The sequence below is a fragment of the Streptomyces sp. NPDC052040 genome (assembly GCF_044548405.1).
GTDB lineage: Bacteria > Actinomycetota > Actinomycetes > Streptomycetales > Streptomycetaceae > Streptomyces.
Genome location: NZ_JBIUBV010000006.1, coordinates 129,055 through 149,648, shown reverse-complemented (window position 1 = coordinate 149,648; position 20,594 = coordinate 129,055). Strand labels below are relative to the sequence as shown.

The window sequence follows — 20,594 nt, the reverse complement described above, 5'->3', positions numbered from 1 at the left end:
CGCCCCCGCCGACCCGTCCGGCGACCCGGAAGACACCGGACGGATTCCCGCGCCCCGGCCGTACAGTGACCCCCATGCCCGTTCCGTACATACGCCTGGCCACCTTCGGCGACGAGGACGCGCTCGGCCGCCTCGACCGCGCCATCTGGTCACCGCTGCACTCCGTCCAGCCGCGCCCCGAGGCGCCGTACGACCCCTTCTTCACCGCGCGTTTCGGACCGGGCGACCATCTGGTCGCCGAACTCGGCGGCACCGTGGCCGGCTACCTCCGGCTCGGCTATCCGACACCGCTGGAGTGCAATGCGCACGTCCGGCAGATCCAGGGCCTCGCCGTCGCCGACGAGGCCCGCGGCGCGGGGGTCGGACGGGCGCTGCTGCGGGCCGCCCGGGAGGAGGCCGCACGGCGCGGAGCCCGGCGCCTGACCCTTCGCGTCCTCGGCCACAACACCCCGGCCCGGCGGCTGTACGAGTCCGAGGGGTTCACCGTGGAGGGCGTGCTGCCCGAGGAGTTCCTGCTGGACGGCACGTACGTCGACGACGTGCTCATGGGCCGCTTCCTGTGAGCGGCCGCTTTCCGATCGGCTGCTGAGCAGCCCCGCGCCGTGGGCGCGGGGCTCCCGCGGGCCGGGGCTCAGGGGGTGACGAGGTTGCCCGTGTCCACCGGATCCGTGGCCGTCGCCCCGCGCGCCGCGTCGCCCGCGACCTCGTCCGCCGTCAGCACATAGCCCGTCTCCGGGTCCGAGGTGGAGCGGGCGAAGACCACGCCGTAGACCCTGCCGTCCGTGGTCAGCAGAGGGCCGCCGGAATTGCCCGGCAGCACCGTCGAGCGGATCGAGTAGATGTCCCGGGTGACGGTGGCCGAGCTGTAGATGTTCTGGCCCGTGGCCCGGATCCGGTTCGCCACCGTGGCCGCCCGCAGGGTGAGGTCCCCGTCCTCCGGATAGCCCGCCACCACGGCCGCGTCACTGCGCTTGGCCGCGCCGTCGAAACGCAGCACCGGCGCGCGCAGCTGGGGCACGTACAGCACCGCCACGTCCCGGTCCGGGTCGAAGAGCACCACCCGGGCCGGGTACGCCGCGCCGACACCGCCGATCCGGACCACCGGGTGGTCGATGCCCGCCACCACATGGGCGTTGGTCATCACATGCCGGTCCGCGTAGACGAAACCGCTGCCCTCCCGGCCCTCGGTGCCCGACGCGCCCTCGATCTTCACCGTGCTGAGCTTGGCGGCGTTCGTCGCGCTCGGGGTGACGTCGTCCCCCGAGGGCTTGGCCACCCCGGCCGTCGGCTCGTTCTCGAACGGGTTGAAGACCTGGGGGAAACCGGCCTCGGTGAGCGCGTTGGTGGCCCGCGAGAACCACACCGGAGTGGTGTCCGGCATCACCTTCTGCACGGAGCCCAGCAGCCGCGAGTCCCGGATCGCCTCCGTGACCAGCGGGGAGGAGGAGGCGCCCAGCACACTCGCGGCCACCCACGCCACCAGCAGCACGGCCAGCGTGTTGGCCGCGGCCCCGCCGATCCCGTCGGCGACCCGGAGCGGCCCCCGGCCCGCCCGGTCCAGCTCCCGCCGCAGCCGCAGCGCGAGGCGCCCCGCCAGCTCATGGCCCAGCACCGCCGGGACCAGCACGGTGAACACCGCGGTCACCGTCGCCCCCGTCGTCCCCCGGGTCACCAGGTGCATCACCCACGGAAGGATCCACACACCGAGGACGGCCCCGCCCACGAAGCCGGCCAGCGAGACACAGCCCGCCAGCAGACCGCGCCGGTAGCCGGAAGCCGCGTACGTCAGGATGACGAGCATCAGCAGGAGGTCGAGCAGATCCACGAAGCCGCCTTTCTCTAGGACCCCTGAATACGCGCCGCAGGGGCCCAGTGATCAGCCGAGCGCGGCGGCGCCGGATGACGGCCACGCACGTCGACCTGTAAAAACGTCCCGGACCGGGGCATTGGTTCCGCCAGGTGGCACAGCGCACATCGCGCGGGCGCCCGGACCGGCCGAGAGTGGGGCCATGCGTGTCCTGCCACGAGCCGGGTCGGTGCGCCCGGGGCGCGTACGGGTCCCGGGCACCGCCCTGCTGCTGCTCGGCTGTCTGCCCGGATTCGCCGCCTCCTTCACCCTGGCGACCTGCCCGGCCCGGGTGGGGCGGACGGTGGCCGTCCTCGCCCCGCACCCGGTCGAGGTCCGGTCCGCCGTGCTGCACCAGGCGCCCAGGCCGCGCATCGTGCCCCGCACGGCCTGGGCGCACGGGGCCGGCCCCGACCAGCCGCCGCCACGCTACGACGACAAGGTCGTCGCGGTCTTCGTACACCACACCGACTCGTCCAACCGCTACCAGTGCGCCGACACGCCCCGCATCATCAGATCGCTGTACGCGGGCCAGACGGGCCACCGCCGGTGGGACGACATCGGCTACAACTTCCTCGTCGACCGCTGCGGCAAGGTCTACGAGGGCCGCGCGGGCGGCGTCGAGCGCCCGGTCACCGGCGCTCACACCCAGGGCTTCAACCACCGCACCGCGGGCATCGCCGCCATCGGCACCTTCACGGCGGGCGTCCCCGTGCCCCGCGCCATGACCGATGCCATCGCCGCCCTGGCGGCGTGGAAACTCGGCCTCGCCGACATCGACCCCCGCAGCACGGTCCGGCTTCTGTCCAGCAACGGCAGGAGCCGCTACAGGGCGGGCACCGCCGTCCTGCTGCCCGCCCTCGCGGGCCACCGGGACGGCTTTGCCACCAGCTGCCCCGGCGCGGCCCTCAGCGCCCTGCTGCCCGCGATCCGGGAGCGGGCGGCCCGCCTCCAGGGCAGACCCGACCCGCTACGGCGGCCCGTGCCGGTGCGGGCGCCGATCATTCCCTGAAGCGCTCCCACAGCCGCGGATAGCGCAGGGCGAGCGCCGACTCGTCCTCCAGGTCGAAGGGGGCCCCCTCCGGCTCGGACGGCGCGGGCGGAATACCCAGGTCGGGCGCCACGGTCCCGGTGAGCTGCTCATAGGCCTCGTCCGCGGCATAGCCCAGCTCCTCGCCGTCCCCGTCGACCTCCTCGTCGAAGTCCGCCAGGAGCCCGGCGAGCGAGTCCGGGTCGTGCAGGGCCCCCTCGAAGACCTCCCGCCCCTGGCCGATCAGCCAGCACCGGAAGAAGTCGAACGCGTCGTCGCTCGCCCCGTCGAGCAGCACCCAGGCGGCGCCCCACAGGTCCCAGCGGTAGGACCGGTTGTAGCGCCACTCGAAGTGGCGGGCGAAGTCCAGCACGGTGTCCGGGTCCCGTCCGAGCAACCGCTCGACGAGCTGGTCGGCCTGCTCGTCGGGGTCGCCCTCCGCGGCCTCGCGGCTCGCGTCCACCAGCTCCCAGAACTCCGTCTCGTCCATCACTGGACCAGCATCGGCCCTCGGCCGGTGGGACGCACGCGGAGTACCGGGAAACGCCGGGGTGCGCCGAACCGCCCGCCCACGGCCCTTCCGCGCCCGGAGCACGGCCCCGCGCGGCGCGGCGCAGGACCGGGCATCGGGCGTACACGGCGAAGGGGCACGGCGTTCGCCGTGCCCCTTCGTACCACCGCCTCAGCGGCCCTTACAGGCCGTACTTCTCCCGGGCCTCCTTGACGGCCGTCGCCTGGACCTCGCCGCGCCGGGCGAGCTGGGCGAGGGCCGCGACCACGATCGACGGGGCGTCCACCCCGAAGTGGCGGCGGGCGGCGTCACGGGTGTCCGACAGGCCGAAGCCGTCGGCGCCCAGCGAGGACCAGTCCTGCTCCACCCACTGCGCGATCTGGTCCGGGACCTGGCGCATGTAGTCGGAGACCGCGAGGACCGGGCCCTCGGCGCTCTGGAGCGCCTGCCGGATGTACGGCACCCGCTCCTCGCCCCGCAGCAGCGCCGCGTCCGCCTCCAGGGCGTCCCGGCGCAGCTCGCCCCAGGACGTCGCCGACCACACGTCCGCCGCGACACCCCAGTCCTCGGCGAGCATCCGCTGCGCCTGAAGGGTCCAGTGGATCGCCGTGCCGGAGCCCAGCAGCTGGATGCGCGGGGCGTTGGCCGCGGGGCTCAGGCCCGCCGACTCCGCCGTGTTGAAGCGGTACAGGCCCTTGACGATGGCCTCGTCGATACCGAGGCCCGACGGCTTCGCCGGCTGCGGCAGGGGCTCGTTGTAGACCGTGAGGTAGTAGAAGACGTTCGGGTCCTCGCCCGGCGCCGCCTCCCCGTACATCCGGCGCAGACCGTCCTTGACGATCACGGCGATCTCGTAGGCGAAGGCCGGGTCGTAGGTCAGCGCGGCCGGGTTGGTGGCCGCGATCACCGGGGAGTGCCCGTCGGCGTGCTGGAGGCCCTCACCGGTCAGCGTGGTCCGGCCCGCGGTGGCGCCGATCAGGAAGCCGCGGCCCAGCTGGTCGCCGAGCTGCCACATCTGGTCGGCGGTGCGCTGCCAGCCGAACATCGAGTAGAAGATGTAGAACGGGATCATCGCCTCGCCGTGCGTCGCGTACGACGTCGAAGCGGCGATGAAGTCGGCCATCGAACCGGCCTCGGTGATCCCCTCGTTGAGGATCTGGCCGTTCTTGGCCTCCTTGTAGTACATCAGCTGGTCGCGGTCGACCGGCTCGTACGTCTGGCCCTTCGGCGAGTAGATGCCGAGGGACGGGAAGAGCGACTCCATGCCGAAGGTGCGCGCCTCGTCGGGGACGATCGGCACCCAGCGCTTGCCGGTCTCCCGGTCGCGGACCAGGTCCTTGATCAGGCGGACGAAGGCCATGGTGGTCGCCATGCTCTGCGAGCCGGAGCCCTTGTCGAAGGCGGCGAAGGCCTTCTCGGCGGGCGCGGGCAGCGGGGCGAGCGCGTGCGTACGGCGGGCCGGGGCCGGGCCGCCGAGGGCCGCGCGGCGCTCCTGGAGGTAGCGGACCTCGGGGGAGTCGGCGCCCGGGTGGCCGTAGGGCACCACGCCGTCGGCGAAGCGCTCGTCCGGGATCGGCAGCTGGAGCAGGTCGCGCATCGCCTTGAACTCGTCCACCGTCAGCTTCTTCATCTGGTGGTTGGCGTTCTTCGACGCGAAGCCCTCGCCGAGGGTGTGGCCCTTGACGGTCTGCGCCAGGATCACCGTCGGGGCGCCCTTGTGCCGGACCGCGGCGCGGTAGGCGGCGTAGACCTTGCGGGGCTCGTGGCCGCCGCGCGAGAAGTGGAAGCAGTCGAGGATCTTGTCGTCGCTCAGCAGCTTCGCCAGCTCGGCGAGCGCCGGGTCCTTGCCGAAGAAGTCCTCGCGGATGTAGGCGGCGTCGCGGGTCTGGTACGTCTGGACCTGCGCGTCCGGCACCTCGCGCAGCCGGCGGACCAGCGCGCCCGTGGTGTCGAGGGCGAACAGCTCGTCCCAGGCACCGCCCCACAGCGTCTTGACCACGTTCCAGCCCGCACCGCGGAACTGGGCCTCCAGCTCCTGCACGATCTTGAAGTTGGCGCGGACCGGGCCGTCCAGGCGCTGGAGGTTGCAGTTGATGACGAAGGTGAGGTTGTCCAGCTCCTCACGGGCGGCGAGCGCGAGGGCCGCCGTGGACTCCGGCTCGTCCATCTCGCCGTCGCCGAGGAAGGCCCAGACGTGGGACGCCGAGAGGTCCTTGATGCCGCGGTTGCTGAGGTACCGGTTGAAGCGCGCCTGGTAGATCGCCGACAGCGGGCCGAGGCCCATGGAGACCGTGGGGAACTCCCACAGCCAGGGCAGCCGCCGCGGGTGCGGGTAGGAGGGCAGGCCGTTGCCGCCCGCCTCCTGGCGGAAGTTGTCCAGGTGGTGCTCGGTCAGCCGTCCGTCGAGGAAGGCACGGGCGTAGATGCCGGGGGAGGCGTGGCCCTGGATGTAGAGCTGGTCGCCGGAGCCGTCGCGCTCCTTGCCCTGGAAGAAGTGGTTGAAGCCGGTCTCGTAGAGCCAGGCGGCCGAGGCGAAGGTGGCGATGTGGCCGCCGACGCCGTGCTTGCTGCCCCGGGTGACCATCGCGGCCGCGTTCCAGCGGTTCCAGGCGGTGATCCGGGCTTCCATCTCCGGGTCGCCGGGCATCTCGGGCTCGGCGGCGGTCGGGATGCTGTTGACGTAGTCGGTCTCGAGCAGCTTGGGCAGCGCGATGCCGTTGCCCTCGGCGCGTTCCAGCGTGCGGCGCATCAGGTATGCGGCACGGTGCGGCCCGGCCGCCTTGGTGACGGCGTCCAGGGAGGCCCGCCACTCGGCGGTCTCCTCGGGGTCGCGGTCCGGGAGCTGGTCGAGCTCGCTCGGCTGGATGGCCTGGGGGTCGGTCATGTCGCCGCCTTCCTCAGTCGAAGGGGGTGCCCTCATCGGTAAGGGTCGGGGGTGCCCTTGGTCTTTGGCAGGACAGGGCGGTGGACTTCGGTGGAAGTCCGTCGGCGACTGTAACTCCCTGATCGATGATCGATCAAAGGGAAGGGGGCCAAAAGGTCTTCTTTTCGCGAAAATAGGCACGCGGTGCCTTGGAACAAGACACCGAGTGTCGCCTTTTCCCGTTGTTTTCGCAGGTGGCGGGCGTCCGCGCGGGGGAGGGCTCCGGTGCTCCCGCCGGGGTCGGAAACGAGGCCCTGGGGCCGCGGGGCGCACCCCGGGACAGAGGCCCTAGGGCCGCGGGGCACACCCCAGGACATGGGCCTTCACGATCTCCGCGATCCTCGGGTCACGCCGCTGGAACGCCGCCACCAGCTCCTCGTGCTCCTCGGCGTACGACTGCTGCACCGTCCCCAGCCAGCGGATCGACAGGGCCGTGAAGACCTCGATGCCCAGGCCCTCCCAGGTGTGCAGCAGCACCGAGTTCCCGGCCGCCCGCACCAGCTCCCGGTGGAAGGCGACCGTGTGCCGCACCTGGCCGGTGCCGTCCGCCCTGCGGTCCGCCTCGTAGAGGGCGGTGACGTGCGGCTCCAGGGCCGAGCAGTCCTCCGCCAGCCGCCCGGCCGCCAGCTCCGCCGCGATGGCCTCCAGACCGGCCCTGACGGGATAGCTCTCCTCCAGGTCGGCGGCCGTCAGATTGCGCACCCGCACGCCCTTGTTGGGCGCCGACTCGATCAGCCGCAGCGACTCCAGCTCCCGCAGCGCCTCCCGCACCGGTGTCTGGCTGACCTCCAGCTCCGTGGCGATCCGCCGCTCCACGATCCGCTCGCCCGGCTTCCAGCGCCCGCTGACGATCCCCTCCACGATGTGCTCGCGGATCTGTTCGCGCAGCGAGTGGACGACGGGCGCGGTCATGAGGGCTCCTCAGTCGGGGCGTTCGACGTGTAGACAATACGGCTGACGGCCGCTGGGGGAAGGGCGCATGAGGGGGCTTTCCCGCAGGTGAGACGAGGCTTACACAGCGCGGGGGCGCACAAACGCGGCCGCCCCCGCCCGGAGATTCCGGACGGGGGCGCCGTGGAACGGGTCACCTGTCGGTGGCTCGGAGGTCCGCCGGGACCTCGTCTGTGATCCCGGTCAGAGGCCCAGCTCGACCTCGAACTCACCGGCCTCGAGGATCGCCTTGACCGCGCTCAGGTAGCGGGCGGCGTCGGCGCCGTCCACCAGGCGGTGGTCGTAGGAGAGGGTCAGGTAGGTCATGTCGCGGACGCCGATGACCGTGCCCTCCTCGGTCTCGATGACGGCCGGACGCTTGACCGTGGCACCGATGCCGAGGATCGCGACCTGGTTCGGCGGCACGATGATCGTGTCGAACAGGGCGCCGCGCGAACCGGTGTTGGAGATGGTGAAGGTCGCGCCGGACAGCTCGTCCGGAGTGATCTTGTTGGCGCGGACCTTGCCCGCCAGCTCCGCCGTGGCCTTGGCGATGCCCGCGATGTTGAGGTCGCCGGCGTGCTTGATGACCGGGGTCATCAGGCCCTTCTCGGAGTCCACCGCGATTCCGACGCTCTCGGAGTCGAAGTAGGTGATCGTGCCCTCGGCCTCGTTGATCCGGGCGTTGATGACCGGGTGGGCCTTCAGCGCCTGGGCCGCCGCCTTCACGAAGAACGGCATCGGGGAGAGCTTGACGCCCTCACGGGCGGCGAAGGAGTCCTTCGCCTGGGCGCGCAGGCGCATCAGGCGGGTCACGTCGACCTCGACCACCGAGGACAGCTGGGCCTGCTCGTGCAGGGCCTTGACCATGTTGTCGCCGATGACCTTGCGGATCCGCGGCATCTTCACGGTCTGGCCGCGCAGCGGGGACGCCTCCAGGGCCGGGGCCTTCTTGGCGGCGGCCGGGGCCGCGGCGGGAGCCGGGGCGGCAGCCTTCGCGGCCTCGGCGGCGGCGATGACGTCCTGCTTGCGGATGCGGCCGCCGACGCCGGTGCCCTTGACGCCGGACAGGTCGACGCCGTTCTCGGCGGCGAGCTTGCGCACCAGCGGGGTCACGTAGGCGCCCTCGTCGGTGGCCTGGGCGGCGGGGGCCGCCGGGGCCGGGGTGACCGGGGCGGGCGCCGCGGCCGGGGCGGCGGGCGCGGCCGGAGCCGGGGCGGCAGCGGCGGGGGCCGCGGGCGCGGCCGGGGCAGCGGGTGCGGCCGGAGCCGGAGCCGGAGCCGGAGCCGGGGCAGCGGGTGCGGCCGGAGCCGGGGCGGCAGCGGCGGGCTCCGGGGTGGCCGGGGCCGGGGCGGCAGCGGCGGGCTCCGGGGTGGCCGGGGCCGGGGCGGCGGCGGGGGCGGCACCGGGCTGGCCGATGACGGCGAGCTTGGCGCCGACCTCGGCGGTCTCGTCCTCGCCGACCACGATCTCCAGGAGCACGCCCGCGGAGGGCGCGGGGATCTCGGTGTCGACCTTGTCCGTGGAGACCTCGAGCAGCGGCTCATCGGCCTCGACGGAGTCGCCGACCGACTTCAGCCAGCGGGTGACGGTGCCCTCGGTGACCGACTCGCCCAGCGCGGGCAGGACCACGTCCGTGCCCTCGGCGCCACCGGCCGGGGCCTCCTCGGCGGCGGGCGCCGGGGCGGCGGCCGGGGCCTCCTCGGCGGCGGGGGCGGGCTCGGGCTCGGCGGCCGGGGCGGGAGCCTCGGCGGCGGCCGGGGCCGCGGCGGGGGCGCCGGTGCCGTCGTCGATGACGGCCAGCTCGGCGCCGACCTCGACGGTCTCGTCCTCGGCGACCTTGATGGAGGTCAGCACACCGGCGGCGGGCGCGGGGATCTCGGTGTCGACCTTGTCGGTCGAGACCTCGAGCAGCGGCTCGTCGGCCTCGACACGCTCGCCCTCGGCCTTCAGCCAGCGGGTGACGGTGCCCTCGGTGACGCTTTCACCGAGCGCCGGAAGGGTTACGGAAACCGACATGGTTTCGGTTGCTCCTTACGGATGGGGTCTCCCCCGGTCCGAGGGGGGGTCGGGGACCGGGGGAAGCGGAAGTCTGTGTCGTCGCGTCCGGAGACCGAAGGCGTCAGTCGTGGGAGTGGAGCGGCTTGCCGGCCAGGGCCAGGTGGGCCTCGCCGAGTGCCTCGTTCTGCGTCGGGTGGGCGTGGATGAGCTGGGCCACCTCGGCCGGCAGCGCCTCCCAGTTGTAGATCAGCTGGGCCTCGCCGACCTGCTCGCCCATGCGGTCGCCGACCATGTGGACGCCGACCACGGCACCGTCCTTGACCTGGACGAGCTTGATCTCGCCCGCGGTCTTGAGGATCTTGCTCTTGCCGTTGCCCGCCAGGTTGTACTTGAGAGCGACGACCTTGTCCGCGCCGTAGATCTCCTTGGCCTTGGCCTCGGTGATGCCGACGGAGGCGACCTCGGGGTGGCAGTACGTCACGCGCGGCACACCGTCGTAGTCGATCGGGACGGTCTTCAGACCGGCCAGCCGCTCTGCCACCAGGATGCCCTCGGCGAAGCCGACGTGCGCGAGCTGGAGGGTCGGGACCAGGTCACCGACGGCGGAGACGGTCGGGACGTTGGTGCGCATGTACTCGTCGACGAGGACGTAGCCGCGGTCCATGGCGACACCGGCCTCCTCGTAGCCCAGGTTCTGGGAGACCGGGCCGCGGCCGACGGCGACGAGGAGGACCTCGGCCTCGAACTCCTTGCCGTCGGCGAGGGTGACCTTGACACCGTCCTGGGTGTACTCGGCCTTCTGGAAGAAGGTGCCCAGGCTGAACTTGATGCCGCGCTTGCGGAAGGCGCGCTCGAGAAGCTTGGAGGAGTTCTCGTCCTCGACCGGGACGAGGTGCTTCAGACCCTCGACGACGGTGACATCGGCACCGAAGGACTTCCAGGCGGAGGCGAACTCGACGCCGATGACGCCGCCGCCCAGGATGATCGCGGACTTGGGCACGCGGTCCAGGACGAGGGCGTGGTCCGAGGAGATGATGCGGTTGCCGTCGATCTCCAGACCCGGCAGCGACTTCGGCACGGAACCGGTCGCCAGGAGGACGTGGCGGCCCTGGACGCGCTGGCCGTTGACATCGACGGAGGTGGGGGAGGACAGCCGCCCCTCGCCCTCGATGTAGGTCACCTTGCGGGAGGCGACCAGGCCCTGGAGGCCCTTGTACAGGCCCGAGATGACCTCGTCCTTGTACTTGTGGACGGCCGGGACGTCGATGCCCTCGAAGGTGGCCTTGACACCGAACTGCTCGCTCTCGCGGGCCTGGTCGGCGATCTCGCCCGCGTGCAGCAGGGCCTTGGTGGGGATGCAGCCCCGGTGCAGGCAGGTGCCGCCGACCTTGTCCTTCTCGATCAGGGCGACGTCCAGGCCCAGCTGCGCCCCGCGCAGCGCCGCGGCGTAACCACCGCTGCCACCGCCGAGGATCACTAGGTCGAAAACGGTGCTGGCGTCGTTCGCCACGTCACGTCCTCCATGCATGTGCGCCGTACGCCGGTCTCCGATGACCGGCAGGCGGCTGGTGTCCGGCCGCTTGATGCTTCGGCCCTTCGGTGGGGCCCTGTCCTGCCGAGACCCCATCTTTGCACTTGTCGGCGGCCGAGGAGACGCCGGGCCGCTGTCTGGGACGTCTGATCCATCACGTCGGGAGGTCGCGGCCGTGCGGGCGCGCGTGGATTTCGTCGAGGGCGTAACGCCGCGGCGGCGTTACGCGGGGGCGGGCACGGTCCGGCGGGCCCCGGCGCGGGCACGAGGGCGGCCCCGGACGCCGTGGCATCCGGGGCCGCCCTCGAGGTGCGTGCGCTGTGCGCCCGGCGTCAGCCGAGGTCGCCCGCGGCGGTCAGCTCCGCGAGCCGCACCAGGGTGCGGACCGCCGAGCCGGTGCCGCCCTTCGGCGTGTAGCCGAAGGCGCCCTGCTCGTTGTAGGCCGGGCCCGCGATGTCGAGGTGGGCCCAGGCGATGCCCTCGCCGATGAACTCCCGCAGGAACAGACCGGCGACCAGGCCGCCGCCCATCCGCTCGCCCATGTTGGCGATGTCCGCCGTCGGGGAGTCCATGCCCTTGCGCAGGTGCTCGGGCAGCGGCATCGGCCAGGACTCCTCGCCGACCTCGTCGGCGGCCTCGTGGATCGCGGTGCGGAACGCGTCGTCGTTCGCCATGATCCCGAAGGTGCGCGCGCCGAGCGCCAGCATCATCGCGCCGGTGAGGGTCGCGACGTCCACGATCGCGTCCGGCTCCTCCTCCGACGCCGCCCACAGCGCGTCGGCGAGGACCAGACGGCCCTCGGCGTCCGTGTTGAGGACCTCGACGGTCTTGCCGCTGTACATGTGCAGCACGTCGCCGGGGCGGGTGGCGGACCCGGAGGGCATGTTCTCGGCGAGCGCGAGCCAGCCGGTGACATTGACCTCGAGACCGAGACGGGCGGCGGCCACGACCGCGGCGAAGACCGCCGCCGCACCGGCCATGTCGCACTTCATGGTCTCGTTGTGGCCGGCCGGCTTCAGGGAGATGCCGCCCGAGTCGTAGGTGATGCCCTTGCCGACGAAGGCCAGGTGCTTGCTCGCCTTGGAGTGCGTGTACGACAGCTTCACCAGGCGGGGCGGGGCCTCCGAGCCCGCGCCGACGCCGAGGATGCCGCCGTAGCCGCCCTTGGTCAGCGCCTTCTCGTCGAGGACCTGGACCTTGAGGCCGTGCTCCTTGCCCGCGGTCTGCGCGAGGGACGCGAAGGACGCCGGGTTCAGGTCGTTCGGCGGCATGTTGACCAGGTCGCGCGCGCGGTTGAGCTCCTCGGCGAGGGCGGCGGCGCGCTCCACGGCGGCCTTGTACGCCTTGTCCCGGGGCTTGCCGCCGAGCAGGGCGACCTCGGCGAGGGGAGCCTTGCCGTTCCGGGCGTTCTTGGCGCCCTTGCCGGTCTTGGCGCTCTTGCCGTTGTCCTTGTACGCGTCGAAGGAGTACGCGCCGAGCAGCGCGCCCTCGGCGACGGCACCGGCGTCGGCGGCGTCCGCGAGCGGCAGTGCGAAGACGGCCTTCTTGGCACCGGCGAGGGCACGGGCCGCGGATCCGGCGGCGCGGCGCAGCGACTCGGCGTCGTAGTCCTCGTCCTTCTCCGGGGCGGCGCCGAGGCCGACGGCCACCACCACGGGGGCCTTGAAGCCGGAGGGTGCGGGCAGCTTCGTCACCTCGCCCTCGGCACCCGAGGCGCCCAGGGTCTCCAGGACGGCGGCCAGCTTGCCGTCGTACGCCTGGTCCACGGCCTCGGCGCCCGGTGCGACGACCGGGCCCTCGGCGCCCTTAGCGACACCGACCACGATCGCGTCGGCGCGCAGGCCGGCCGCCGCAGCGGTGCTGAGAGTGAGAGCAGTCACGGTGGTGAATTCTCGCTTCCAATTGAGTTTCGGTGGCCGAACGGGGTGGGGTCGACCGGCCCCGGGAACCGACCCTAGATTGCTGCGATCGTTCGGTCTTCACCTGGGCAGGGAAACACCCGGCACGAGAGTACGCGCGGTGGCGCCCGGTCCCGGCGCGGCGGGTCGGGCACGGGCGGGTTCAGCCGACGGACAGCACGACCAGCGCGGTCGTCGCCGCCGTCTCCGCGAGGGCGCCGAAGACGTCGCCGGTCACCCCGCCGAACCTCATCAGGCAGTGGCGCAGCAGCAGTTGGGCGGCGGCCGCCGCCAACACCACCGAGGCCGCCGCACGGAGGGCGCCGTAGGACGATCCGGTCAGCGCGCCCCCTGCCGCGGCCGCGGCGGTCACGGCGAGCCCCGCGGCGAGGGCGGCGCCCACCGGGACCACTCCCGCGACCGCGGCCCCCAGACCCTCCGGCCGCGCGGCCGGAACGCCCTCGCGTGCGGCGAGCGTGAGGGCGAGGCGTCCGGCCGCCGCGGAGACGACGGCGGCGAACAGACCCCGCGCCCAGGAGTCGCCGTAGGCCCCGGCGAGGGCCGCGACCTGCGCGAGCAGCACCAGGACCAGGGTGATCACACCGAACGGCCCGATGTCCGACCGCTTCATGATCCGCAGCGCCTCCTCGGCGGGCTTCCCGCTGCCGAGCCCGTCCGCGGTGTCGGCGAGTCCGTCCAGATGCAGGCCCCGGGTCAGCACGGCCGGTACGGCGGTGGCGGCCACCCCGGCGGTGAGCGGACCCGCGCCCAGCAGGAGCAACGCCGCGCCCGCGGTCCCGGCGAGCGCCCCGACCACCAGCCCCGCGAGCGGCGCGCACAGCATGCCGCCGCGGGCGGCCCGCCGGTCCCAGCGGGTCACCGTGACGGGCAGGACGGTCAGGGTGCCGAAGGCGAAGCGGAGGCCGTGCGGGCGGGAGGGAGCGGACACGGCCGAAGAGTACGGGAGTGGCGCTGCCGGGCCGTCACGGGGCGGCCCGGCGGGCGGGCGGTCCGGGGCGGCGGCGAGCAGACTTGGCGCATGGGCCACTGGCTGGAGCGCAACATCGTCGAGCCGGGCAAGCTCCCGCTGCTGCTCGCGCTGGCCTCGTTCGTGCTGACCTTCGTGGTCACCCGGGTCGTCACCCGGCTCATCCGGGCGGGCCGGGGCCCGTTCGGCAATGTGAGCGCCCGGGGGGTGCACGTCCACCATGTGGTCCCCGGTGTGGTCCTCGTGGTGGTGGGCGGCTTCGGCGCGTTCAGCAGCCGCCACGGCCCGGGCGCCGGGGTGTGCGCGATCCTCTTCGGCGTCGGGGCGGGCCTGGTGCTGGACGAGTTCGCGCTGATCCTGCATCTCGACGATGTCTACTGGACGGACCAGGGCCGCAAGAGCGTGGAGGTCGTCGCGATCACGGCGGCCCTGGTCGGCCTGCTCCTGGCCGGTTTCTCGCCGTTCGGCGTCAACAACGTCTCCGCGGGCGAACTGCACGAGCGCGGCTTCGTCATCGCGAGCGTCGGCGCAAACTTCCTCTTCTCACTGCTCGCGCTGAGCAAGGGCAAGGCGCGAACCGCGCTCTTCGGGGTGATCGTCCCGCTGATCGCCGTCATCGGCGCCCTGCGGCTGGCCCGCCCCGGCTCGCCCTGGGCCCGGCGGTTCTACGGCCGCCGCCCGCGCGCCCGGGCCCGGGCGGGGCTGCGCGCCTACCGCCACGACCGCCGCTGGGCGGGCCCCGGCCGCAGGATTCAGGACTGGATCGGCGGCAGGCCCGACTCGCAGGACACCCGGGTGCCCCAGCGCCAGCGCCAGTGACGGACCAGGACCGACAGAGCGCACAGCAGCACCACCGCGGCGATGGCGGCGATGTGCTCCTTGCCCGCGAGGTTCCGCTTGACCAGGACTTCGGCGGTCATCGCAGCGGTCACCATCCCGCCGGTCAGATACGCCCGGTAGCGCCAGCACAGGAAGAGCGCCAGCCCGATCACCGCGGCCGACGGGCCGGTGTCGACGACCTGCGCGTCGGTCGCGGGCAGTCCCAGCGGATGGTGCGCACCCCACTGGACGCCCACCCGCGCGTAGAGCGTGCCGGCCAGGGTGGCGGCATAGGCGATGCCGAGCGTGCGCCACCAGCCGAGGCAGAGCTCGGCGATCCCGAACACGCACAGGATCTGGAGGAGCGCTCCCCATACGGGCAGGTCGAGGGCCGGTACGAAGAGGGAGAACGGGGTGCGCAGCAGGGCCGTGCCGAGCGGCTCCTGCGCCCGTACGGCCCCGATGTGCTGGACGATGCCGAAGCCCCAGGACTGGTTCTGCACGAACTGGAGGACCGACGTCAGGCATACGGCCCCGAGGGTCATCGGGATCGCCCGCCGGCCCCGTCGCGCGAGGGCCCGGCGCACGGTGACGTACAGCAGCCCCCATTCGGCGCGGGCCAGGCGGGCGAGCGCGTTCATCCGGCGGTCCTGCTCATCCGGCGGTCCTCATCGTCCGGGGCTCCTCATCGTCCGGCGTTGCTGATCGGTGCGACTCCAGGTGCTTGCGGTGCAGCCACTTCGGCAGTCCCGGAGCCTCCAGGAAGCCTTCGGCGCGTGCCGAGGCGACACCGATGCGCAGCAGGTCCGCGCTCTTCTCGAAGAGCAGGAACCGGGGCTCCCAGATGGGCCGGTACTTCGCATTGGCCCGGTAGAGCGACTCGATCTGCCACCAGCGCGAGAAGAAGCTGAGCAGCGAACGCCACAGCCTCAGCACCGGCCCGGCACCGAGGCGCCCACCACGTTCGAAGACGGAGCGGAACATGGCGAAGTTGAGCGACACCTGGGTGATTCCGATCTCCTGGGCGCGGCGCAGCAGTTCGATGACCATGAACTCCATCAGCCCGTTCTCGGCGTCGCGGTCCCGCCGCATCAGGTCGAGGGAGAGCCCGTGCGGCCCCCAGGGCACGAAGGACAGCAGCGCCCGCAGCCGCCCCTCGGCGTCCGTGCACTCCAGCATCACGCACTGCCCGTCCCGGGGGTCGCCGAGCCGTCCGAGGGCCATGCTGAAGCCGCGCTCGGTGGCGCCGTCCCGCCAGTCGTCCGCCCGCTCCAGCAGGAATTCCATCTCCTCGGCGGGGATGTCCTCGTGGCGCCGGATGCGCACCGTGTACCCGGCGCGCCGCACCCGGTTGTAGGCCTGGCGGACGGTGCGCATGGCCCGCCCCTCCAGGGTGAACTCGGCGATCTCCACGATGGCTTCGTCGCCGAGTTCCAGCGCGTCCATCCCGTGCCGCGCGTAGACGGTCCCGGCCTCCTCGCTCGCGCCCATCACGGCCGGGATCCAGCCGTGCTCACGGGCCTCGGCGAGCCAGGGTTCGATGGCGCCCGGCCAGGCCTCCGGGTCGCCCAGCGGGTCGCCGGAGGCGAGTGAGACACCGCCGAGGACCCGGTAGGCGACCGCGGACTTCCCGGTGGGCGACCAGATCACGCTCTTCTCGCGGCGCAGCGCGAAGTAGCCGAGCGAGTCCCGCTCGCCGTGCCGGGCGAGCAGCGTCCGCAGCCGCTTCTCGTCGTCCTCGGTGAGGGGGTCGACGGCGCGCCGGGAGCGGAAGGCGGCGTAGAGGACGGCGAGGACCAGCAGGGTGCTGAGCACGTTGATGGTGACGTTGACCCAGTTCGGCGTGGAGATGCCGGGGTAGCGCGACTCGTCGACGGCGACCGAGACCAGCCGCAGGGCGCCGTAGTGCCAGCGGTCCAGGAAGGTCGAGCGGTGCGGGTCGTGGGCGTGGTTGGTGACGGTCACCAGGAGCGCGGCGAAGAGTGAGCAGGCGAGCAGTCCGCCGACGGCGACCACGGCGGCGAGTTTCGCGTTGGAGCGGTCGCCCTTGGCGTAGAACTCGCGCCGCCCGGCGACGAGGGCCCCGACGAAGCCCGCGGTGAGGACCAGGGAGACCCAGTTCTGCGCGTACTGCCGGATCTCCGGGAAACTCATGGCGAAGGCGAACAGCAGCAGGAACGGCCCGCTGAGCACGAGGTTCAGGATCCACGCGGCCCGCTTGCGCCGCCGCATGGTGACGGCGAGGAACATCGTGAAGACGCCCGAGGCGAAACCCGCGGTCAGCAGGTACGGCGTGAAGAGGTTCTCCTGGTTGTGCCGCCGTACGTCCTGCCCCAGGGAGACCCATGCGGCGGAGAGGAAGTTGATGAAGGTGACGGCGCGCAGGTACCAGACGGCGCACGCGGCGGCCCGCCGGGAAACCCGACTGGACCGTCGTGCCTCGCCCCCCGGCCGAACCGTGCGCTCCTGGTCCACGGTAAATCGGGCATCTCCCATGAAGGGCGATGATATGGGGCGGCCGGGGGTGTGCGGGGTACCGGGAGGGGGCGGAGTACGGTCGGCCGTCCGCGCACCGCCGCCCCGTCAGCGTCCACGCACCTCCTCCCGTCAGTCGTCCGTGGCGCCGCCTTCCGGTCGGTCGGTCAGTCCGCGTCCGCGGCCGGTGCGGGGGTTTCCGGGAGTTCCGCCGCCAGTGCGGCGGCGGCCTGCACCAGGGGCAGCGCGAGCAGCGCCCCGGTTCCCTCGCCGACGGTCACCCCGTGGTCGAGGAGGGGTTCCAGCGCCATCCGGTCCAGGGCCTTGGCCTGAGCGGGTTCCCCGCTGTTCTGCCCGGCCAGCCACCAGTCCGGCGCACGGAACGCGACCCGCTGCCCGACCAGCGCGCACGCCGCCGACACCACCCCGTCCAGGATCACCGGGGTCTTGCGCACGGCGCACTGGAGCAGGAAGCCCGTCATGGCGGCCAGGTCGGCCCCGCCGACCGCGGCGAGCAGTTGCAGCTGGTCGCCCAGCACCGGCCGGGCCCGCCGCAGCGCGTCCCGTACGGCCGCGCACTTGCGCATCCAGGCCAGGTCGTCGATGGCGCGGCCGCCGCGCCCGGTCACCACGGAGGCGTCGGTGCCGCACAGGGCGGCGATCAGGGTGGCCGCCGGGGTGGTCCCGCCGACGCTCACATCGCCGAGGACCACCAGGTCGGTCCCGGCGTCCGCCTCCTCGTCCGCGAGGGCGACCCCGGCCAGGAACGCCGCCTCCGCCTCCTCGGGCGTCAGCGCGTCCTCGATGTCGATACGTCCGCTGCCGCGCCGCACCCGGTGCCGTACGACCTCCGCGGGCAGCTCCTCCGGGTCGCAGTCCAGGGCCATGTCGACCACGCGCACCGGCACGTTCAGCTGCCGCGCCAGGACCGCCGCCGGGCTGGCGCCCTCCAGCACCGTCCGCACCAGCTCCGCCGCGGAGCCCGCCGGGCGCGCGGAGACGCCGAGTCCGGCGATGCCGTGGTCGCCCGCGAACAGCACCACGCGCGGCCGCCCGATCGGCCGTACCGGTACGGCGGCCTGCGCGGCCGCCAGCCACTCGCCCAGGTCGTCGAGGCGCCCCAGGGCTCCGGGCGGCACGGTCTGACGCTCCCGGCGCGCCTCCGCGTCGCGGCGCACCCCGCCGTCGGGGCGCTCGATCAGATCGGTGAAGTCGTCGAGATTAAGCGAGCTCATTCGCCGAACAGTACCGGCCCCGATCGGGCGTCGAGGCGCCACGTCGACGGCACGTCATTGCACCCCCGAGTGGTGTCCTCTACGTACCTTTTGGGAATGTATGGTCGCGGGCCGCCCCGGTCCCGGCCGTACGTCCCTGTCGCCGCAGTCGCCCGTCGTCCCGCCCCCTTCCCGGCCGCCACCCCCGTCGCCACAGGAGCCGCCCATGCGCCGCACCCCACGGACGGCCGCCGCGCGCCGTGCCGAGCGCCCCGGCGAACCCGCCCCGGACGCCGCCCGGTTGGCACCGGAACCGCGCCGCGAGGACTGCCCCTGGTGCGGCTCCACCCGGCTCGGCACCCGGGTGCGCGCCCGGCCCGGTGGCTCCGGCGTGGACGAGTGCCGCACCTGCGCCCATGTCTTCCGCAACCCCCGCCCCGCCCCCGGGCCGCACCCCGGAGAGGACGCCCCCGAGTCCCCGGCGCCCGGCCGCCTCGGCGCCCGCGCGAGCGCCCGCCGCCACCGGGCCGCCGCCCGCGCCCTGAGCCCCGCCCTGGAGCCGGAGAGCTGGCTCGACGTCGGCACCGGCCACGGCCGCTTCCCCGAAGCCGCCCGGGAGATCCACCCGTACACCTCCTTCGACGGACTGGACCCCACCCCGCGGGTCCACCGGGCACGGGCCGCGGGCCGGATCGAGGAGGCCCACCGCGGACACCTCACCGACCCGGCCGTCCTCGCCCGCCTGCGCTCCCGCTACGACGTCGTCAGCATGCTGCACCATCTGGAGCGCACCCCCGACCCGCGCGCGGAACTGCGCGCCGCCCTGACCGTGCTGCGCCCCGGCGGCCATCTGCTCGTCGAAGCCGCCGACCCCGACAGCGTGTTCGGCCGACTGCTGGGCGGACGACGGATCGCCCACGGCGACCCGTACCGCCTCCATCTCCTGCCGCGGGCCGCTCTGCTGGCCGAACTCCGCGCCCTGGGCTGCACGATCGTCGCCACCGACCGGCGGGAGACGCACCGGCCCGGCGCCCCGGCGGGCGCCCCGGCCCTGACCCTGCCCGCCCCGGCGACGGCACCCCGCGCCCCGCGCACGGCCCCGACCGCGGCCGCGGCCACGGCGGCCGACCACGCGCCGACGCCCCTGCTGCGGCGTACCCGCTTCGCCCACGACTACCGGGTCCTCGCCCGCACCCCGCCGTCACCCGCGTAGCGTCAGCGCCTGCCCGGCCGTCATCAGCAGCACATGCTCGCACTCGGCCGCGAACACCGCGTTCAGACGGCCGAGTTCATCGCGGTAGCGGCGGCCGGACGCCGTCGCCGGGACGATGCCGGAGCCCACCTCGTTGGAGACGGCGACCACCGTCCGGCGGGTCTCCCGCACCGCCGCCGCCAGCTCCGCCATCCGGCCCCGCAACGCCCGCTCACCACCGCCCGCCCACTCCGCGTCGTCCCAGGCGTCCACCGCGTCCATCGCGTCGGTCAGCCACAGCGACAGACAGTCGATCAGCAGCGGCGGCCCGTCCTCCTTCAGCAGCGGCACCAGGTCGCAGGTCTCCGTGGTGCGCCAGGACCCCGGCCGCCGCTCCCGGTGCGCGGCCACCCGCGCCGCCCACTCCGTGTCCCCGCCCCGCGTCCCGCCGGTCGCCACGTACAGCACGTCCGGGAACGCCTCCAGCCGCCGTTCGGCCTCCACCGACTTGCCCGACCGCGCCCCGCCCAGCACCAGCGTGCGCCGCGGCACGTCCGGGACCTCGTCGTACGCCCCCACGGTCAGCGTCGTACCGTCCGGCACCGCCCGCGCCCCCGCCGCCGCGAGCCGCCGCCGCAGTTCGGCGCCCGGCGGCACCCCGTGGTCCAGATGCACGGCGACCACGTCCGTGGTGGGCCCGACGGCCCCCACCGCCCGCAGTTTCGCGACCGCGTCCGGCCGCCCGGTCACATCGGCGGCCACCAGGTCGTACGGTTCCTCCGGCGCCGAGAGGCCCGCGGGTGCCCCGCCCGGCGGCAGATACAGCAGCCGGGTGCCGTCCGGGCCGGTCACCGCGTAGCCCGTGCCGGGGGCGTCCATCGCCAGGGCCCGCACCCGGTGCCCGGTCAGCAGCGCCAGCTCCCGCCCGTCCGGCACCCGGCCCGGCTGCGGCAGGCCCGCCGGGACCTCCACCGGGGGCCCCGCGTGGGGATGCGTGAGCAGCACCTGGCGCACCCCGCCCAGCGAACGCCCGGCGCGGGCGGCCGCGAAGACCGCCCCCGGCGTCAGATCCAGCAGCAGCGCCCCGTCCACCAGCAGCGAGGTCGCCGCGCGCGCCTCGGGGCCGAGCGCCCGCGCGCAGACCGCGCAGGCGCAGTCGGGGCGGGGAAGTCCCGCGGGGGCACCGGTGCCGAGCAGAGTCAGTTCCACGGACCCGATTTTCCCGGGTCGTCCCCG

16 protein-coding genes are annotated in these 20,594 nt (G+C 73.6%); 4 read left to right on the top strand and 12 right to left on the bottom strand.

The window, feature by feature from the left end; all coding sequences use genetic code 11:
• The first annotated feature begins 74 nt into the window (after positions 1 to 74).
• On the top strand, positions 75 to 563 hold the full coding sequence (locus ACIHAA_RS15135; protein ID WP_399817032.1) for a GNAT family N-acetyltransferase: 489 nt from the start codon (positions 75 to 77) through the stop codon (positions 561 to 563).
• A gap of 68 nt (positions 564 to 631) precedes the next feature.
• Here the strand turns inward: ACIHAA_RS15135 and ACIHAA_RS15130 are convergent, their stop codons facing one another.
• On the bottom strand, positions 632 to 1,825 hold the full coding sequence (locus ACIHAA_RS15130) for a MarP family serine protease (RefSeq protein ID WP_399817030.1): 1,194 nt from the start codon (positions 1,823 to 1,825) through the stop codon (positions 632 to 634).
• A gap of 184 nt (positions 1,826 to 2,009) precedes the next feature.
• Between ACIHAA_RS15130 and ACIHAA_RS15125 the strand changes: the two genes are divergently transcribed.
• A complete protein-coding gene (locus ACIHAA_RS15125; RefSeq protein ID WP_399817029.1) occupies positions 2,010 to 2,858 on the top strand; it encodes a peptidoglycan recognition protein in 849 nt (282 codons plus the stop codon).
• Here ACIHAA_RS15125 and ACIHAA_RS15120 read toward each other — a convergent pair.
• The 7 genes from ACIHAA_RS15120 to ACIHAA_RS15090 all read right to left on the bottom strand — a co-directional run bounded on the left by ACIHAA_RS15120 (position 2,848) and on the right by ACIHAA_RS15090 (position 13,619).
• Positions 2,848 to 3,366: a DUF4240 domain-containing protein gene (locus tag ACIHAA_RS15120; protein WP_399817421.1), complete on the bottom strand. Its 519-nt coding sequence runs from the start codon at positions 3,364 to 3,366 to the stop codon at positions 2,848 to 2,850. The genes ACIHAA_RS15125 and ACIHAA_RS15120 overlap by 11 nt on opposite strands.
• A gap of 202 nt (positions 3,367 to 3,568) precedes the next feature.
• Positions 3,569 to 6,271, bottom strand: coding sequence for a pyruvate dehydrogenase (acetyl-transferring), homodimeric type (gene aceE, locus ACIHAA_RS15115; RefSeq protein WP_399817027.1), 2,703 nt, complete (start codon positions 6,269 to 6,271; stop codon positions 3,569 to 3,571).
• A gap of 327 nt (positions 6,272 to 6,598) precedes the next feature.
• Positions 6,599 to 7,222 (bottom strand): GntR family transcriptional regulator, encoded by a 624-nt coding sequence (locus tag ACIHAA_RS15110; RefSeq protein WP_399817025.1) that lies wholly within the window; start codon positions 7,220 to 7,222, stop codon positions 6,599 to 6,601.
• Positions 7,223 to 7,444: 222 nt separating this feature from the next.
• Positions 7,445 to 9,259 carry a 2-oxoglutarate dehydrogenase, E2 component, dihydrolipoamide succinyltransferase gene (sucB, locus tag ACIHAA_RS15105; RefSeq protein ID WP_399817023.1) on the bottom strand — a complete coding sequence of 605 codons (1,815 nt, stop codon included), beginning with the start codon at positions 9,257 to 9,259 and terminating at the stop codon, positions 7,445 to 7,447.
• Positions 9,260 to 9,362: 103 nt separating this feature from the next.
• Positions 9,363 to 10,751, bottom strand: a complete 1,389-nt coding sequence (gene lpdA / locus ACIHAA_RS15100; RefSeq protein ID WP_399817021.1) for a dihydrolipoyl dehydrogenase — start codon at positions 10,749 to 10,751, stop codon at positions 9,363 to 9,365.
• Between the two features lie 353 nt (positions 10,752 to 11,104).
• The gene (locus ACIHAA_RS15095; protein WP_399817019.1) at positions 11,105 to 12,652 is read right to left on the bottom strand and encodes a leucyl aminopeptidase; all 1,548 of its coding nucleotides are present in this window, start codon (positions 12,650 to 12,652) and stop codon (positions 11,105 to 11,107) included.
• Between the two features lie 181 nt (positions 12,653 to 12,833).
• Entirely contained in the window at positions 12,834 to 13,619 is a 786-nt protein-coding gene (locus ACIHAA_RS15090; RefSeq protein WP_399817017.1) for an adenosylcobinamide-GDP ribazoletransferase, read from the bottom strand.
• 90 nt (positions 13,620 to 13,709) lie between these two features.
• Between ACIHAA_RS15090 and ACIHAA_RS15085 the strand changes: the two genes are divergently transcribed.
• Positions 13,710 to 14,477 carry a hypothetical protein gene (locus ACIHAA_RS15085; protein WP_399817014.1) on the top strand — a complete coding sequence of 256 codons (768 nt, stop codon included), beginning with the start codon at positions 13,710 to 13,712 and terminating at the stop codon, positions 14,475 to 14,477.
• Here ACIHAA_RS15085 and ACIHAA_RS15080 read toward each other — a convergent pair.
• The 3 genes from ACIHAA_RS15080 to cobT all read right to left on the bottom strand — a co-directional run bounded on the left by ACIHAA_RS15080 (position 14,411) and on the right by cobT (position 18,187).
• The gene (locus ACIHAA_RS15080; RefSeq protein ID WP_399817012.1) at positions 14,411 to 15,118 is read right to left on the bottom strand and encodes a hypothetical protein; all 708 of its coding nucleotides are present in this window, start codon (positions 15,116 to 15,118) and stop codon (positions 14,411 to 14,413) included. The two genes, ACIHAA_RS15085 and ACIHAA_RS15080, sit on opposite strands and share 67 nt — an antisense overlap.
• A 13-nt stretch (positions 15,119 to 15,131) precedes the next feature.
• Positions 15,132 to 16,973: a phosphatidylglycerol lysyltransferase domain-containing protein gene (locus ACIHAA_RS15075; RefSeq protein WP_399817010.1), complete on the bottom strand. Its 1,842-nt coding sequence runs from the start codon at positions 16,971 to 16,973 to the stop codon at positions 15,132 to 15,134.
• A 146-nt stretch (positions 16,974 to 17,119) separates the two neighbouring features.
• Positions 17,120 to 18,187, bottom strand: a complete 1,068-nt coding sequence (gene cobT, locus ACIHAA_RS15070; protein WP_399817008.1) for a nicotinate-nucleotide--dimethylbenzimidazole phosphoribosyltransferase — start codon at positions 18,185 to 18,187, stop codon at positions 17,120 to 17,122.
• 205 nt (positions 18,188 to 18,392) lie between these two features.
• Here cobT and ACIHAA_RS15065 point away from each other — a divergent pair, with 205 nt between their 5' ends.
• On the top strand, positions 18,393 to 19,379 hold the full coding sequence (locus tag ACIHAA_RS15065) for a class I SAM-dependent methyltransferase (RefSeq protein WP_399817006.1): 987 nt from the start codon (positions 18,393 to 18,395) through the stop codon (positions 19,377 to 19,379).
• Here ACIHAA_RS15065 and ACIHAA_RS15060 read toward each other — a convergent pair.
• Positions 19,368 to 20,567, bottom strand: a complete 1,200-nt coding sequence (locus tag ACIHAA_RS15060) for a bifunctional adenosylcobinamide kinase/adenosylcobinamide-phosphate guanylyltransferase (RefSeq protein WP_399817004.1) — start codon at positions 20,565 to 20,567, stop codon at positions 19,368 to 19,370. The genes ACIHAA_RS15065 and ACIHAA_RS15060 overlap by 12 nt on opposite strands.
• Positions 20,568 to 20,594: the final 27 nt, after the last annotated feature.